12 protein-coding genes are annotated in these 17,246 nt (G+C 63.7%); 7 read left to right on the top strand and 5 right to left on the bottom strand.

Annotated elements, in window-relative coordinates; translation table 11 throughout:
- Window positions 1-114: 114 nt before the first annotated feature.
- Both BM374_RS18670 and aspS read right to left on the bottom strand, forming a co-directional pair.
- Window positions 115-2,427, bottom strand: a complete 2,313-nt coding sequence (locus tag BM374_RS18670) for an NADP-dependent malic enzyme (protein ID WP_092294655.1) — start codon at window positions 2,425-2,427, stop codon at window positions 115-117.
- A 304-nt stretch (window positions 2,428-2,731) separates the two neighbouring features.
- On the bottom strand, window positions 2,732-4,504 hold the full coding sequence (gene aspS, locus BM374_RS18665) for an aspartate--tRNA ligase (protein WP_092294653.1): 1,773 nt from the start codon (window positions 4,502-4,504) through the stop codon (window positions 2,732-2,734).
- A 208-nt stretch (window positions 4,505-4,712) separates the two neighbouring features.
- Here aspS and BM374_RS18660 point away from each other — a divergent pair, with 208 nt between their 5' ends.
- On the top strand, window positions 4,713-6,185 hold the full coding sequence (locus BM374_RS18660; protein ID WP_092294651.1) for a protein adenylyltransferase SelO: 1,473 nt from the start codon (window positions 4,713-4,715) through the stop codon (window positions 6,183-6,185).
- Between the two features lie 101 nt (window positions 6,186-6,286).
- On the opposite strand, the gene BM374_RS18655 is transcribed toward BM374_RS18660, so the two are convergent.
- Window positions 6,287-6,826 (bottom strand): REP-associated tyrosine transposase, encoded by a 540-nt coding sequence (locus tag BM374_RS18655; RefSeq protein WP_092294649.1) that lies wholly within the window; start codon window positions 6,824-6,826, stop codon window positions 6,287-6,289.
- A 269-nt stretch (window positions 6,827-7,095) separates the two neighbouring features.
- On the opposite strand from BM374_RS18655, the gene BM374_RS18650 reads away from it, so the two are divergent.
- The 5 genes from BM374_RS18650 to rnd all read left to right on the top strand — a co-directional run bounded on the left by BM374_RS18650 (window position 7,096) and on the right by rnd (window position 13,250).
- Window positions 7,096-7,962 (top strand): phosphodiesterase, encoded by an 867-nt coding sequence (locus BM374_RS18650; RefSeq protein WP_092294647.1) that lies wholly within the window; start codon window positions 7,096-7,098, stop codon window positions 7,960-7,962.
- Entirely contained in the window at window positions 7,949-8,899 is a 951-nt protein-coding gene (locus BM374_RS18645; protein ID WP_177248391.1) for a carbohydrate ABC transporter permease, read from the top strand. The genes BM374_RS18650 and BM374_RS18645 overlap by 14 nt, the downstream gene beginning before the upstream one ends.
- A complete protein-coding gene (locus BM374_RS18640) occupies window positions 8,896-9,765 on the top strand; it encodes a carbohydrate ABC transporter permease (protein WP_092294643.1) in 870 nt (289 codons plus the stop codon). The genes BM374_RS18645 and BM374_RS18640 overlap by 4 nt, the downstream gene beginning before the upstream one ends.
- An 11-nt stretch (window positions 9,766-9,776) precedes the next feature.
- Complete coding sequence (locus BM374_RS18635) at window positions 9,777-11,111, top strand: ABC transporter substrate-binding protein (RefSeq protein ID WP_092294641.1); 1,335 nt, start codon at window positions 9,777-9,779, stop codon at window positions 11,109-11,111.
- 990 nt (window positions 11,112-12,101) lie between these two features.
- Window positions 12,102-13,250: a ribonuclease D gene (gene rnd / locus BM374_RS18625; RefSeq protein WP_092294639.1), complete on the top strand. Its 1,149-nt coding sequence runs from the start codon at window positions 12,102-12,104 to the stop codon at window positions 13,248-13,250.
- Between the two features lie 171 nt (window positions 13,251-13,421).
- Here rnd and BM374_RS18620 read toward each other — a convergent pair whose 3' ends face one another.
- Both BM374_RS18620 and BM374_RS18615 read right to left on the bottom strand, forming a co-directional pair.
- Entirely contained in the window at window positions 13,422-14,804 is a 1,383-nt protein-coding gene (locus BM374_RS18620; protein WP_092294637.1) for an aspartate aminotransferase family protein, read from the bottom strand.
- Window positions 14,805-14,998: 194 nt separating this feature from the next.
- On the bottom strand, window positions 14,999-16,330 hold the full coding sequence (locus BM374_RS18615; RefSeq protein WP_092294635.1) for an MFS transporter: 1,332 nt from the start codon (window positions 16,328-16,330) through the stop codon (window positions 14,999-15,001).
- Here BM374_RS18615 and BM374_RS18610 point away from each other — a divergent pair.
- A complete protein-coding gene (locus BM374_RS18610; RefSeq protein WP_244552626.1) occupies window positions 16,262-17,236 on the top strand; it encodes an IclR family transcriptional regulator in 975 nt (324 codons plus the stop codon). The genes BM374_RS18615 and BM374_RS18610 overlap by 69 nt on opposite strands.
- Window positions 17,237-17,246 lie beyond the last annotated feature (10 nt).

Genomic DNA, 17,246 nt, shown 5'->3' with positions numbered 1-17,246 from the left:
TTGCAGCAGGTTGGCGCTCCCTAGCGGAATCGAACCAAGGGTGCCGCGGTTGTCATCACACTCTCCTTGTCATGGCCGGGACAAGCCCGGGCATGACGAATTCTCAGAGCCCTTTTACGTAAACAACGTCGGCTGCTGCCGCGCTGCGCGCTCCTGCGCTTCGACCACGGCGACCGCCGTCATGTTCAGGATGCCGCGTGCGGTGACGCCAGGCGTCAGGATGTGGGCCGGGCGCGCCGGGCCGATCAGGATCGGACCGACGGGAAGTGCGTCCGCCAAGGCCTTGATCATCTGATAGGCAACGTTGGCGGTGTCGAGGTTCGGCATGATCAGGATGTTGGCCTCGCCTTCGAGCTTGGAGTGCGGCAGCACGAGCTTGCGGGCCGCAGCCGATAGCGCGGTGTCGCCCTGCATCTCGCCGTCGGCTTCGATCTCCGGATGCTTGTCCTTCAGGAGCTGGGTTGCGCGGCGCATCTTGCGCGAGGAGTCCGTATCGTAGCTGCCGAAATCCGAATGCGACACGAAGGCGATCTTCGGCTTCAGCGTGAAGCGCTGGACGTGGAGCGCGGCCAGCGCCGCGATCTCGGCAAGCTCCTCCGCGCTCGGATTGGGCCGCACCTGGGTATCGGCAAGGAAGTAGGCGCCCTTGCTGGTGATCATCAGTGCAAGCGCCGCATAGTCGGAGATCCCCGGCGTGAAGCCGACGATGTCGCGGACATGACGCAAATGGCTCATGTAGCGCCCTTCGACGCCGCAGAGCATCGCATCCGCCTCCCCGCGCACCACGGCGAGCGCCGCAATCACCGTGTTGTTGGTACGCACCACGGTGCGCGCCGTATCGGGCGTCACGCCGCGGCGGCCTGCGATCTCGACATAGGACTGCACATAGGAACGGTAGCGCGGATCGTCCTCGGGATTGACGAGGTCGAAATCCTTGCCCGCCTTGATCGACAGGCCGAAGCGCTTGATGCGCGCTTCCACGACGGACGGACGGCCGACCAGGATCGGTTGCGCCAGCTTCTCCTCCAGCACGACCTGCGTGGCGCGCAGCACGCGCTCGTCCTCGCCTTCGGCATAGATCACCCGCACCGGCTGGGTCTTGGCCTTGGCGAACATCGGCTTCATGACGAGGCCGGACCGGAAGGCAAAGCGCGTGAGCTGCGTCTCGTACTCTTCGAAATTGGTGATGGGGCGCGTTGCGACGCCCGACTCCATCGCGGCCTTGGCGACGGCCGGCGCGATGCGCAGGATTAGCCGCGGATCAAATGGGCTCGGGATCAGCGAGCCCGGACCGAAACCACCCGCCTCGCCGGTGTCGAAGCCGCCCGCCGAGACCGCATCCGACGGCGCCTCTCGCGCGAGTTGCGCGATGGCCTCGACGGCAGCGAGCTTCATCTCCTCGTTGATGGCGGTCGCGCCGACGTCGAGCGCGCCACGGAAGATGAAGGGGAAGCACAGGACATTGTTGACCTGGTTCGGATAATCGGAGCGCCCGGTGCAGATCATGGCGTCGGGCCGCGCTTTCCGCGCCTCCTCCGGCATGATTTCCGGCGTCGGGTTGGCAAGGGCCATGATCAAGGGCTTCTCGCCCATCTGCTTGGCCATCTCGGGCGTCAGAACGCCCGGCGCCGACAGGCCGATGAAGATATCGGCCCCGCCGATCACATCGCCGAGCGTGCGCTTGTCGGTCTTCTGCGCATAGACCGCCTTCCAGCGGTCCATCGAGGTGTTGCGGCCCTCATGTACGAGACCGTCGATGTCGCAGACCCAGATGTTCTTGCGCTGCGCGCCCATCGAGACCAGGAGGTTGAGGGTCGCGAGCGCTGCCGCGCCCGCCCCTGACTGCACGATCTTGACCTCGGAGAGCTTCTTGCCGTTCAGCCTGAGGCCGTTGGTGATGGCAGCAGCAACGATGATGGCGGTACCGTGCTGGTCGTCATGGAAGACCGGGATCTTCATGCGCTCCTTCAGCCGCGCCTCGATCTCGAAGCATTCCGGTCCGCGGATGTCTTCCAGATTGATGCCGCCGAAGGTCGGCTCCAGCGCCGCCACGGTCTCGACCACACGCTCGATGGTGTCGGCGGCGATCTCGATGTCGAACACGTCAATGCCCGCGAACTTCTTGAACAGGACCGCCTTGCCTTCCATGACAGGCTTGGAGGCCAGCGGGCCGATATTGCCGAGACCGAGCACCGCGGTGCCGTTCGAGACCACCGCGACGAGGTTGGCACGGGTCGTCAGGGTCGCTGCTTCCGCCGGGTTCTTGGCAATCTCGGTGCAGGCGGCCGCCACGCCCGGAGAATAGGCAAGCGCGAGGTCCCGCTGGTTTGCGAGCGGTTTGCTAGCCTGGATCTCGAGCTTTCCGGGGCGCGGCAGACGGTGATAGGCCAGCGCCGCCTGGTGGAGATCATCAGAATAGGACGACATGCGGTCTCTTGCCTCGCGTTACCGGCCTCAAAATGCATGATCCGGAGCGGCCATCCAAGCGGATGGTATTTCCGGGTCGTGGAAACCGGATGAAGCACGGCCGAAGGCCCGGTGGCAATATCCGATTGCGCCCCCATCAACACCGGACGTCGGCGGCGCTGCAAGCCGAGCGAATCGCGCAGCGGTCTCGCGTCCCGGACGCGCCGCGGCACGCAGTGACGCTGCGCAGAGCCTTGGCTGCGGCGACGTGGACCCCGGCTCGGCAGCGCATCACTGCGTGCTGCGCTGCGTCCGGCGCAAGAGCTCACTTCTGCGGCAGGTTCACCCGCACATGCAGCTCGCGCAACTGCTTGGTCGTGGCTTCCGACGGGGCGCCCATCAGCAGGTCCATGGCCTGCTGGTTCATCGGGAACAGCGAGATCTCGCGCAAATTCGTGGTGCCGCAGAGCAGCATCACGATGCGGTCGACGCCCGCGGCCATGCCGCCATGCGGCGGCGCGCCGTACTGGAAGGCGCGGTACATGCCGCCGAAGCGGTCGACCACTTCCTGCTCGCCGTAACCTGCGATCTCGAACGCCTTCACCATCGCTTCGGGCACGTGGTTGCGGATGCCGCCCGAGGCGATCTCGTAGCCGTTACAGGTAATGTCGTACTGAAAGGCCTTAATGGTCAGCGGATCCTGGCTCTTCAGCGCTTCGAGACCGCCCTGCGGCATCGAGAACGGGTTGTGCGAGAAGTCGACCTTCTTGTCGTCCTCGTTGTACTCGTACATCGGGAAGTCGACGATCCAGGCGAGTTCGAACCGCTCCTTGTCGGTGAGGTTCAATTCCTCGCCAACCTTGTTGCGGGCGAGACCTGAAAACTTCCAGAACTTGTCGGGATCGCCGGCAACGAAGAAGGCGGCATCGCCCTCCTTGGTGCCGATCTGCGCGCGGATAGCAGCAGTGCGCTCGGGCCCGATGTTGTTCGCCAAGGGGCCGGCGCCCTCGCCGCCCTCGCGCCACATGATGTAGCCGAGGCCGGGCTGGCCCTCTCCTTGCGCCCACGAGTTCATGCGGTCGCAGAATGCGCGGCTGCCGCCACCGGGCGCGGGAATGGCCCAGACCTGGTTCTTGGGGTCTTCGAGCATGCGCGCGAACACCTTGAAGCCGGAGCCGCGGAAGTGCTCCGAGACGTCCTGCATCTCGATGGGGTTGCGGAGATCAGGCTTGTCGCTGCCGTATTTGCGGAGCGCCTCGGCGAACGGAATCCGCCGCCAGCCTTTCGTCACCGGCTTGCCCTTGGCGAACTCCTCGAACACCCCGGTGATGACCGGCTCCATCGCCGCGAACACGTCTTCCTGCGTGACAAAGCTCATCTCGACATCGAGCTGATAGAACTCGCCGGGCAGACGATCGGCGCGCGGGTCCTCGTCGCGGAAGCAGGGCGCGATCTGGAAGTAGCGATCGAAGCCCGACATCATCAAGAGTTGCTTGTACTGCTGCGGCGCCTGCGGCAGCGCGTAGAACTTGCCGGGATGGATACGCGAGGGCACCAGGAAGTCGCGCGCGCCTTCCGGCGAGGACGCCGTCAGGATCGGCGTGTTGAACTCGAAGAAGCCCTGCCCCTCCATGCGCCGACGCATCGACTTGATGATCTCGACGCGCGTCATGATGTTCTGGTGCAGCTTCTCACGACGCAAATCGAGGAAGCGGTATTTCAGGCGGATGTCCTCTGGATATTCCTGGTCGCCGAACACAGGCAGCGGCAAGTCGCCGGCCGGGCCCAGCACCTCGATCTCGCTGACGTAAACTTCGACCTTGCCGGTCGGCAGATCGTCATTGTCGGTGCCTTCGGGGCGGCGACGGACCTTGCCGTCCATCTTGACCACGAATTCGGAGCGGAGCTTTTCGGCCAGCGAGAAGGCCGGCGAGTCAGGATCGACCACGCACTGGGTCAGGCCGTAATGGTCGCGCAGATCGATGAACAGCACACCGCCATGGTCGCGAACGCGATGGACCCAGCCCGAAAGGCGGATGGTCTCGCCGATGTTGCTCTCGCGGAGCGCGCCGCATGTATGTGACCGGTAGCGATGCATGGTCGTCCCAAAATCAATGTCGGAGGATACGAATCGGACGGTCTGAAACGACCGGTCCGAATTGCGGCAGGGTTTACCCGACGAGGCCCAAAGCGGCAACCCGAGGCGGCAACCAAAGGAACGCCCTGTTTTGGGCCTCGAAGGCCTCTTTTTGGACCATTTGGGCCCAAGCCTTTGCCATCAGGCGTTCCAGCCCTATCTTGAGGCCATGACGGTCCATTTCCCCTTCCAGAACTCCTATTCGGCCCTGCCGGACAGCTTCTTCGCCCGCGTCGCGCCGACGCCCGTGGCCGCGCCCCGGCTGATCAAGCTGAACCGGCCCCTGGCGGTCCAGCTCGGGCTCGATCCCGATCTGCTGGAGACCCCGGAAGGCGCCGAGATCCTGGCCGGAAAGACGGTTCCATCAGGCGCCGATCCGATCGCCATGGCCTATGCCGGCCACCAGTTCGGGAATTTCGTGCCGCAGCTCGGCGACGGCCGCGCTATTCTGCTCGGCGAGGTCATCGACATCGATGGCATCCGCCGCGACATCCAGCTCAAGGGCTCGGGACCCACCCCGTTCTCCCGCCGCGGCGACGGCCGCGCCGCGCTGGGACCGGTGCTGCGCGAATACATCGTCAGCGAAGCCATGTTCGCGCTCGGCATTCCGACCACGCGCTCGCTCGCGGCCGTCGTCACCGGCGAGCCCGTCATCCGCGAGACTGTGCTGCCAGGCGCGGTGCTGACGCGCGTCGCCTCGAGCCACATCAGGGTCGGCACCTTCCAGTTCTTTGCCGTCCGCCGCGACACCGACGCGATCCGCCGGCTCGCCGATCACGTCATCACCAGGCACTATCCGGATCTGCTTCACGCCGAGCGACCATATCACGCGCTGCTCGCCGGTGTCGTCGCGCGGCAGGCCGAGCTCATCGCCCGCTGGCTGCTGGTCGGCTTCATCCACGGCGTCATGAACACCGACAACTCCTCCATCTCAGGCGAGACCATCGATTATGGCCCCTGCGCCTTCATGGACGCCTACAACCCTTCACAGGTGTTCTCGTCCATCGACGAGATGGGCCGCTACGCCTACGCCAACCAGCCGCGCATCGGCTTGTGGAATCTCACGCGCCTCGCCGAATGCCTGCTGCCGCTGTTCTCCGACGACCAGGAGAAGGCGGTCGCGGAGGCGCAGGACATTCTCGGCGCGTTCTCCGAAACGTTCAGCAACGCCTATCAGGCGGGGCTGCGCAAAAAGGTCGGCCTGTTCACGGAACGCGACGGCGACGAAGCGCTGATCCAGGATCTGCTCGACGCCATGGCCAAGAACCAGGCCGACTTCACTCTCACCTTCCGCAAGCTCGGCGACGCCACCGTTGATGACAGCACCGACGTGCGCGCGCAGTTCATGGAGCCCGCAGCCTTCGACGAATGGGCCGCACGCTGGCGCGCGCGCATCGCGCTGGAGCCGCAGACGCCGGCCGAGCGGCAAGCCGCGATGCATGCCGTCAACCCGCTCTTCATCCCACGCAACCACCGCGTCGAAGCCGTGATCCAGGCCGCGGTGAATGACGACGATTACGCGCCGTTCGAAGAATTGGTGAAGGTGCTGGCGAGGCCGTATCAGGATCAGCCGGAGTACACGGCTTATGCCGATCCGCCGCTACCGGATCAGCGGGTGTTGCAAACGTTCTGCGGGACGTAAGGCAAACACGATGCCGTAGGGTGGATTAGCCGAAGGCGTAATCCACCACTTCTCTCAACCAGCGGAAAGCAAAGAGGTGGATTACGCTTCGCTAATCCACCCTACGGTCCCACCCGCTCGCCAAAGTCGCCTGCGATCTTCGCATCACCGCCCCAATCCTCGGGAAACAGTCCCGCTCGCACATCGCGGTGAAACGACGAATACGGCCAGTCGCATACTCGCGACACATGACCGTGCTTCACCGGGTTGTAGTAGCAGTATTCGACATGACGCGCGTAATCCGCCTCATCGCGGATCAGATGCTCCCAGAACCGGCGTTGCCAGATGCCGCGCTCGGCCCGTGCGACGCGAACGGCGCTCAGCCGCTCATCTGCGGGAAGCGCTTTGGCAAAGCGCGTCTTGATCAACCGCCAGCGTACGGAAAAGTCGGCATCGCCCTCTGGCAGTCTCCAGATCGCATGCAGATGATCCGGCAGAACCACGAAAGCGCCGATCTCGAAAGGATGGCTCTTGCGCGTTGCGCCGATCGCCTCTCGCAAGATAGGGATCTCGTCAGTTAGCAGGGTTCTCCGCCGGTCCAGCAGGTTCACAGTGAAGAACCAGCAGCCTCCGGGAACGAATGCGCGGCGATACTGGGACATTCGCAATGGATAGCACAACTTGATGTTGCATCACCGTATACGTAGCGACAAACTCGACTTCGTAGGGTGGATTAGCGGAGCGTAATCCACCACTTCTCTCAACCAGCGGAAAGCAAAGAGGTGGATTACGCTCCGCTAATCCACCCTACGACGCTGCCGTTCGTGGAGATCTGAACCGCTGTCATCAAACTGAAACACACGCGCTCTAACGGGCTGGCAGGTCGTCTTGCCGGAGGCGTCCATCCTCCAACCGTCCGACAAAGCGCGCCATGCCCTTCAAATTCATCCACATCACCGACACGCATCTGGCGACCCCCGGGCTGAAGCTTTATGGGCTCGATCCGCGGGCCCGGCTGGATGCGGCGATCGCCGACATCAACAAACACCAGTCGGACGCCGCCTTTGCAATCGTGACCGGCGACCTCACCCATTGGGGCGAGCCGGAATCCTACGCCAACTTCGCCGAGGCGATGTCGGCGCTGAAGATTCCCTACATCGCCATGGTCGGCAATCACGACAAGCGCGTGGCCTGTCTCGACGGATTGAAGGCCGCACCGCGCGATGCCAACGGCTTTGTCCAGGGCACCCGCACCACCGAGCACGGCCTGTTCGTCTTCCTCGATACGCTGGACGAGACCAGCCATGCCGGCGAGATGTGCGCCAAGCGCTTCGAGTGGCTCGCGAAGATGCTCGCCGCCGCGCCCGCCGACCAGCAATTCGTCGTGTTCATGCACCACCCGCCCTTCCCGGTCGGCGTGCATGCAATGGATGAGATCGGACTGAAGCAAAGTGCCGAATTCGCGGAGGTGATCGCGCCCTATCGTTCGCGCATCCGCCATCTCTTCTTCGGCCATGTGCACCGGCCGATCTTCGGCAGCTACGGCAAGATCCCGTTCTCGACGCTGCGCGGCACCAACCACCAGGTCTGGTTCGAGCTCGATGCCAACGCGAAAGACCATCTGGCGAGCCATGAGCCGCCGGCCTATGGCGTCGTGCTGATCGACGATCAGAACCTCGTCGTGCACAGCCACGATTTCCTCGACACCAGTCTGCGCTTTCCGTTCGATCCGCCCGAGGGAATGGACGGCCGCGACTATGCGCTCAATTTCCCGGCGCGGTCAGATGACCCTCGCTGAACCCGCGGCTCTCTCCGTCGCAGCCTCGGCGCCGCCGCGCCTTCACATCGCGAGGCGATTCACCGCCCGCCTGAAGGCATCGCTTCCCGCCTATCTGCTGCTTCTGCCCTCGCTCGTCTTCCTCGCGCTGTTCACCTATGGCGCGATGGGACGCGTGCTGATCGATGCGCTGTACCAGCGCGCAACGCCGAAGGCGCCGCTGCGCTTCGTCGGCCTCGACAACATCGCGGCGGTGCTGGCGGACTCCGCCTTTACCGGCGCTGTTGTCAACAACCTCATCTACGCCGTCGGCACCGCGATACCGAGCATCGGCCTCGCGCTGCTGTTTGCGCTGGCGCTGGCGCGCACCAACGCCGTCACCAGCGCGTTGCGAGCCGCGCTGTTCCTGCCGGTGCTGATTCCGATGGTCGCGGCGTCCGCGCTGTTCCTGTTCATCTTCCTGCCCAATGTCGGCCTGCTCGACCACTATATCGGCCGCCTGCTGCCGGTGCTGCCGAACTGGCTCGGCGACCCCGATATCGCGCTCTATGCGATCATGATCATCACGATCTGGAAGAACGCCGGATATTACATGCTGTTCTTCCTCGCCGGCCTCCAGGCGGTGCCCGAGGACGTCATGGAAGCCGCGCATCTCGACGGTGCTGGCCCCTTCATGCGGCTGCGCTACATCATTCTGCCGGAGCTCAAGCCCACCTTCCTGTTCGTCATCGTGATCGCCACGCTCAACGCGGTGACGCAAGTCGACCACGTCTTCGTCTTGACCCAGGGCGGCCCATCCAATGCGACCAATCTCGTGCTGTTCTACATCTATCAGCAGGCAGTGGAGCATTTCGACGTCGGCAAAGCCTCGGCCGCGACGCTCCTGACGCTCGCCGCCCTGATGGGCCTCACCGCGCTCTCGTTCCGCACCATGGCGAACCGGGAGGGCGGCCCATGAAGCTGATCGACAGGCTCTACAAGGACGCCCCGCTCGCCACCCGCAACGAGATCACGCCGAAGCTCGGCTTCCTGCTCACAATCCTGCTTGCGCTCGCCTGGCTGATCCCGTTCCTGTGGATGGGCGTGGCAACGCTGCGCCCGGCCTCCGACGGCATCAACCTGATGGCTGAATTGATGCCGAGCCTGAAGCCGACGCTCGACAATGTCAGGGATGCGTGGGAGATCGGCGATTTCCCGCGCTATTTCCTCAACACCACGATCATCTGCACCGGTATCCTGCTGGTGCAGTTCGTCACCATCACCCTGGCCGGCTTCGCCTTTGCGCGGCTCGACTTCGCCGGCAAGACGCCGATCTTCTACCTGTTCCTGATGCAGCTCATGCTGGTGCCTGTGCTGCTGATCGTACCGAACCTGAGCCTTGTGGTGCAGCTCGGCCTCTACGACACGCTCGCCGGCGTGATGATGCCGTTCTTCGCCTCGGCCTTCGGCACCTTCCTTATGCGCCAGGCGTTCGAAGCCATTCCGACCGAGCTGGAGGATGCCGCTCTGATCGACGGCGCCAGCCTGATCCAGCGCATCCGCCACATCTACGTGCCGCTATCGCTGCCGAGCTTCTCGGCGTTTGCCATCATCTCGGTCACCAGCCATTGGAACGACTTCCTGTGGCCGCTGATGGTGATCAATTCGCCGGACAAGCGGCCGCTCACGGTGGGGCTCTCGGTCTTCACCAAGACCGCCGAAGGCACGCAGGACTGGGGCACCATCGCCGCAGGCACGCTGATGGTGATCGCACCGCTGCTCATCACCTTCCTGATCTTTCAGAAGCGTTTCATCAGCTCTTTCGTCACCTCAGGCATCAAATAGGAGATTTTTCGATGCTGTTCTCCCGCAGGCTCATGCTGGGCCTCGCTATGGCAGGCACTTTGGCAAGCGCCCTCACCTTCCCGGCGCTCGCCGGCGAAGGCCCGACCGAGATCGACCTGTTCTTCCCTGTCCCCGTCGACGGCAAGCTTGCCCGCGACATGGGCACCTTGATCAAGGAGTTTAACGACGGTCATCCCGATATCAAGGCGACCGCTGTTTACACCGGCTCCTATGACGATACGCTGATCAAGACGCGCGCCTCGATCAAGGCCGGCAAGCCGCCGGCGGCCGTGATCATGTCGGCGAACTTCCTGCTCGACATGCAGATCGAGAACGAGCTGACCAATCTCGATGCCCTGATCAAGGCCGACGGCACCACCAAGGAGCAGTTCCTGGGCCAGTTCTTCCCGGCGCTGCACGGCAACGCGGTGATCAACCGCTCGGTCTACGGCGTGCCCTTCCACAATTCGACGCCGCTGCTCTACATCAACGCCGACAAGGCCAAGGAAGCCGGCCTTGATGCGAACAAGCCGCCGCAGACCTGGGCCGAGCTCACCGACTGGGCCAAGAAACTTACCAAGCGCGAAGGCGACAAGGTGACCCAATGGGGCATCGCCATTCCCTGCGCCTACGACTATTGCGGCTGGATGATGGAAACGCTGACCATGAGCAATGGCGGGCGCTACTACAACGAGGAGTTCGGTGGCGAGGTCTACTACGACACACCATCGATGTTAGGTGCGCTGACCTGGTGGAACGACCTCGTGAGCAAGCACAAGGTCCACCCGCCCGGCGCCACGCCTGGCCCCGCCGTCAGCACCTCCTTCATCTCCGGCAACGCGGCGATGATGATGCTGTCGACGGGCTCGCTTACTTACGTGCGCGAGAACGCCAAGTTCAACTACAAGGTCGCCTTCATTCCGCGCAACGTCCGCAACGCCGTGCCGATCGGCGGCGCCTCGCTGATCATGCCGGCCGGCGTCGAAGCCGACAAGCAGAAGGCCGCCTGGACGTTGATCAAGTGGATGACCTCGCCGGAAAAGAGCGCCTGGTGGAGCCGCGCCACCGGCTATTTCGCGCCGAACATGGCCGCCTACAAGACGCCTGACATGATCGACTTCCTGAACAAGAACCCGGACGCCAAGACCGCCGTCGAGCAGCTCGACGTCGCAAAACCCTGGTTCGCGACCTACAAGACCGTGCCGGTGCGCAAGAACCTCGAGGACGAGGTGATGCTTGTCCTCAACGGCAAGAAGCAGCCGAAGGAAGCGTTGGTCGCCGCGCAGAAGGCCGCGGACGAGACGCTGAAGCCGTACAACGCTGAGACCTCGCTGAAGCTGCCGTAACCTCGGTCGCTTCGTAGGGTGAGTTAGCTGGGCGAAGGCGCGAAGCGCAGTTCGCCCAGCGTAACCCACCTCTTCTGCCCCAGGGCGATATGAACAGCGGTGGGTTACGCCTTCGGCTCACCCACGCTACGGCGTCAGATCGTCACGACGATCTTGCCGAACTGCGCGTTCGACTCCAGGAAGCGATGCGCCTCGACGATGTCATCGAACTTCGCATTGCCAGCCAGCGCATGGTGGTATGTGGCGCGCGCTCGTATTTGCGCGCCAGCGGCAAGCCGAATCGATCGACGATCTCGCCTCACACCAGGCGATCATCTATCGCCGCTCCGGGCGCGTACGGCCCTGGCTGTTTCCGATGAACGACCTCCAGCATGGCATCATGCCATTGTTTTGCCCGACGCGTCAAACGATTTTCGTAAAATGCGAAATATCATCGACTTGAATCGCGACTGACTGAGGGCGCTGCTGGCTACGAAAACGATCCCGCGCCACAGATGCTGGGAGCTTTGCCCGTTTGTCGCTGATTTGCTCGACGCTGCAATGAGCTGACCGGGTGGACCTCGCGCCGGCGAGCGATCGCGCTTCTACTGTGCATGGGGTTGTTTTTCACGTCTTGCCGAAGCCCCCGTCTCGCTCCGAACGTGTGTCCCCCATTAACCCCCCGTCCACCATCCGGCTCGGCTCGCCGACGGTAACCATTGGAATTAACAGACCCTCAACGCAGCCCCGACAAATTGACCAATGTTTCAGGAGATTTCCGCCGTGGATTTGTTGGTTTTCGAGTTCCTGGGGTTGGCGCTGGTCGGCATGTGCCTGGTCGTGGTGGCGCTGCCCTGCGCCCGCAAATCCTCGCACCGGATCCGCTACGAATAGGAATTTTGGCCGCTTCCGGCGATTCTGGCCCCAATGCAAGGCTCGAATTCGCGCCAACCCCCTTGACATCACAGCACTTTCGGCAGAACGGCTGATACCAAGTGTCATGGGCCGTTCATGGATTTGATTACCACCACTGCTGACCTCGCGGCTGCCTGCAGCCGGCTGGCCAAGCATCCTGTCATCACTGTCGATACCGAGTTCCTGCGCGAGACCACCTATTACCCGCTGCTGTGCGTGGTGCAGATGGCCAGCCCCGAGGAAGCTGTTGTCATCGACACCCTGGCCGAGGGCATCGACCTCAAGCCATTCTTCGAGCTGATGGCCAACGAGAGCGTGCTGAAGGTCTTCCACGCTGCGCGCCAGGACATCGAAATCATCTGGCACCAGGCCAACATCATCCCGCATCCGGTGTTCGACACCCAGGTTGCCGCCATGGTGCTCGGCTATGGCGATAGCATCGCCTATGACGCCCTTGTCGAGAAGGTCACCGGCCACCGCCCGGACAAGACCCACCGCTTCACCGACTGGTCGCGCCGGCCGCTGACCAAGGAGCAGATGCATTACGCGGTCTCCGACGTCACGCATTTGCGCGATGTCTTCGCCGCGCTCGACGCCGACCTCAAGAAGCGCCGCCGCAGCGAATGGGTCTCCATCGAGATGGAGGTCCTGACCTCGCCCAAGACCTACGACTTTCACCCCGAGCGCGCTTGGGAGCGGCTGAAGACGCGGGTGCGCAAGCCGAAGGACCTTGCCGTCCTGATGGAGGTCGCCGCCTGGCGCGAGCAGGAGGCGCAGAGCCGTGACGTGCCGCGCGGGCGCGTGCTGCGCGACGAAGCCGTCACCGATATCGCAACCCATGCGCCGAACACGCTGGAGAAGCTCGCCCATCTGCGCTCGGTGCCGAAGGGTTTCGAGAAGTCCAAATGGGGCGCCGACATCGTCGCTGCGGTCGAGCGCGGCCTGGCGCGGGATTTCTCCACGCTGCCGAAGCTGGAGAAGCCGCGCAACAATTCCAATGGCGCGGCCACCGTCGAGCTATTGAAGGTGCTGCTGCGCATGACCGCCGAGCGCCATGCGGTGGCGAGCAAGGTGATCGCGACCGTCGATGATCTCGAAGAGATTGCAGCCAGCGATGATGCCGACGTGCCGGCGCTGCGCGGCTGGCGCCGTGAGTTGTTCGGCGAAGCCGCGCTGAGGCTGAAACGCGGCGAGCTGGCGCTGGCGATCGAGAAGGGTCGCGTGATCGGCGTGCAGCGGGCGTAGTTAGCCTGAGCCAGACCGTCATCCTGAAGGTGCGAGCCGTGCGGTGCGAAGCACCGCACGGGAAGCCTCGAAGGATGCGAGCCCACGCTGCACCAACCGGGCCGTCGCCCTTCGAAGCTCGCCGAAGAGGCGAGCACCTCAGGGTGACGGTGAGAGAGTTGGGCGCAGCAATTACGCCTGCGGCAGCTTTGCGACTTCGCTCTTCATGTCTTCGAGCACGCCCGAGATCGCGGCGACCAGCTCGTCGATCTGAGCCTTGGTGACGATCAAGGGCGGGCAGATGGCGATGGCGTCGAGCATGTTGCGCAAGATCACGCCACGCTCCTGGAGCATGCGACTGGCCATACCACCAACGGCGCCCGGTGTCGCGGCCGCAGTCCTGCGGCCCTTGTCGAGCACGAGCTCGAGCGCTGCGATCATGCCGACGCCGCGGACCTCACCGACCAGCGGATAGCTGGAGAGCTCGCGCAAGCGGCCCTGCATGTAGCCGCCGAGCTCGGCGGCATGCGCGATCAGGCTCCGCTCCTCGATGATCTTGAGGTTTTCGAGCGCCACGGCCGAGCCGACCGGATGGCCGCCCGCTGTGAAGCCGTGGCCCAGCACGCCGATCTTGTTGCTCTCGTCGGCGATCGGCTCGAACATGCGATCGTTCATGATGATCGCCGACAGCGGGAAATAGCTCGATGTGATCTGCTTGGAGACCACCATCGCGTCCGGCTTGATGCCATAGGTCTCGCAGCCGAACATCTTGCCGGTGCGGCCGAAGCCGCAGATCACCTCGTCGGCGATCAGCAGGATGTCATATTTTTTCAGGACCGCCTGGATCTTGTCCCAATAAGTCGCCGGCGGCACGACGACGCCGCCTGCCCCCATCACCGGCTCGCCGAAGAAGGCGGCAATCGTGTCGGGTCCTTCCTTCTGGATCAGCGCATCGAGTTCCTCGGCCCGTCGCGTCGCGAACGCCTCCTCGCTCTCGCCGGGTGCGCCGTCCTTGTAGAAATGAGGCGAGCCCGTGTGCAGGATGTTCGGCAGCGGCAGGTCGAACGAGCGGTGATTGTTCGGCAGCCCTGTGAGGCTGGCCGAGGCAATGGTGACGCCGTGATAGGCACGCATGCGGCTGATGATCTTCTTGCGCTGGGGCTGGCCGAGCGAATTGGAACGATAGGCGATCAGCTTGAGAACGGTGTCATTCGCCTCCGAGCCCGAATTGGTGAAGAACACCTTGCTCATGGGCACCGGCGCGAGCGCCACCAGCTTCTCGGCGAGATCGATGGAAGGCCCGTGCGATTTGGCCGAGAAGGTGTGATAGAACGGCAACGCCTGCATCTGCTTGTAGGCCGCCTCGACCAGCCGCTTCTCGTTGAAGCCGAGCCCGACGCTCCACAGGCCCGCCATCGCCTCGAAATAGCGTTTGCCCGACGCGTCGAACACGTAGGGCCCTTCGCCGCGCTCGATCACAAGCGGACCCGCCTGCTGATGGGCACGCGCATTGGTGTAGGCGTGGAGCTGGTAAGCCACGTCCCGGGCTTCTTGCGAATTCGGCAGCATTGTCATCACGGGATTCCCTAACTGGTGCGCCATCGGGCGTCGTGGCGCAGCCTCCATCCACGGACGAGGCTTGTCCAACAAAACCTCGATACCTTGGCTATTGCGGTGCGCAGTAACTTGCAACGTCATTTCATTGCCGACACGTGCACATGAGCGTTGCAGGAAAGCAGCGCTGCCGTCTCGGCGTCTCGAGGTCCCGGCTAGGCCCGCCGGGCCAGCGTGAAGGCAGCTGTTGCCGCCACCAGCGCCGGAACCGCTGCCGCGGCAAACAATGGCTGTGCGCCCATGTCGCGGGCCAGCATCGCCCCGCCGACGAGCGGTCCGACGATCGAGCCGATGCGGCCGATACCGAGCGCCCACCCCACGCCTGTCGATCTGACGGCCGTCGGATAAAACGTCGCCGTTAGCGCATTCGAGGCGATCTGTCCGCCGACGATGCAGAATCCCGACGCGAAGATCGTGGCCGTGACCAGGACGATGGAATGGCTGGCGCTTCCGATGGCCGCAATGGCAACCGCGGCCACGAGATAGGTCAGCGACAGCGCGCGGAACGAAAAGCGGTCGATGAAACGCCCGAGCGTGAAGGTGCCGACGACACCGCCGACCTGAAGCATTGCGCCGATCGCAGCCGCAGCGGACACCGAGACACCGAGGTCGTTCAGCACCGTCGGAAGCCAGTTCGACAACAGATAGAGATCGAGCAGGCTCATGAAGAAGACGATCCAGAGCAGAATCGTCACCGATCCACGTCCTTCCGCAAACAGATGCGCAACAGGCAAGCCCGACAATTTCGGCTCCGGCACGACGAACTTGGCGTTGCCAGCGAAGGACGTGCCCGGCGCAATCTTTTTCAGGAGATCGGCGACCTCGTTGTCATGGTCGCCAGCCATCGCCAAAAACCGGATCGATTCCGGCAGCGTCTTGAGCAGGAACGGCACCAACAGCAGCGGTACGAGGCCACCGACCAGAAACACCGAGCGCCAGCCAAAGGCGGGAATGAGCGCGGCCGCGAGCAACCCGCCCAGCGCGGCGCCGATCGAAAAGCCCGCAAACATCGTCATGACCAGGGTGGCGCGACGACGATGTGGGCTGAACTCAGACGTGAGCGCGACGGCATTGGGCATCGCACCGCCAAGACCCAGCCCGGTCAGAACGCGCAACACGATCAGCCAGGTCGTGTCCGGCGCGAACATGGTGAGCAGCGTTCCGATGCCGAACACCACCGTGCTAGCGAGGATGATGCGGCGACGGCCGATCTGGTCAGCCATCGGACCGAAGATCAGCGCGCCGATCATAAGGCCAAAAAGCCCGGCGCTGAACACCGGCCCGAGGCTACCGCGCGCCAGCTTCCACTCCTGCGCGACGGCGGGCGCGACGTAACCGATGGCCTGGGTGTCGAAGCCGTCGATGAACAGCACCGCGGCGCAGACCACCAGCACCCGGATCTGAAAGGCACCGACCGGTTGCCGGTCGACAAAGGCGGGAACGTCAACCGCTCCAGATACGACCTTGTCCGCTGCTGTGACCGCCATGCGCGCCGCTCCCCAACAACCCTGCACTATTTTTCTTCATCAATCTCTTATAATGAGATTACTACCCACGCAAGCGGCCCGCATTCGCGTTACTGCGGGCTTCGCAAATTCAGGCCACAGGACGAAATGGGAAGCGGGATCGAACCGAAATTGGTCAAGGCAAACAGTCAGGAGCGGGTCCTTGCCGTGCTCGACCTCTTCACCGAGGCACGTCCGCAATGGTCACCCGAAGAGCTCATGAAGGAGCTCGGCTATACCAGACCGACGCTATATCGCTACCTGAAAAGCCTGAAGGACAGCGGTTTCGTGATGCCGACGCGCGGCGGCCGCTACGCACTCGGCCCGCGCGTGGTCGAGATGGACTATCTCAGTCGCCGCTCCGATCCGCTGATCGCAACCGCCATGCCGCATCTGGAACGCCTTTCGGCCGCGCATCCCTGCACCGCGCTCGCCGTGCGATGGTATGGCGACAAGACGCTGTGTGTAGCCTCGATCGCGTCCAGCGTGAGTCCGGTCAGCAGCTATCCGCGCGGCAGACCGATGCCGATGGGGCGCGGTGCGATCGCACGCTCGATCATGGCCTTTCTGCCCAAGCAGCGCGTCATGCCGCTGGTGGCGCGCTACGCCGCCGATCTGCGCAGCGTCGGCGTCGGCGACACGCCAGAGGACATTCTGGCCACGTTGAAGCGCGTGCGGCGCGCCGGCGTTGCCATCGCCTTCGGCGAAGTGACGCCGGGCGCAGTCGGGATCGCCGCCCCGATCCTCGATGCAGGCTACCCGATCGCGAGTCTCTGCATCACGATCGCGGGGCAGCATGCCAATGGCAAACTGATCGACCGCATCAGTTCGGAGGTGCGCGAAGCGGCCTGGCAAATCTCCGCGGCGGCCGACATGAATTCAATGTAATCTCATTATT

The organism is Bradyrhizobium sp. Ghvi (assembly GCF_900115265.1).
Lineage (GTDB): Bacteria > Pseudomonadota > Alphaproteobacteria > Rhizobiales > Xanthobacteraceae > Bradyrhizobium.
The sequence above is the reverse complement of the archived record's forward strand: the minus strand, read 5'-3'. Positions and strand labels throughout refer to the sequence as shown.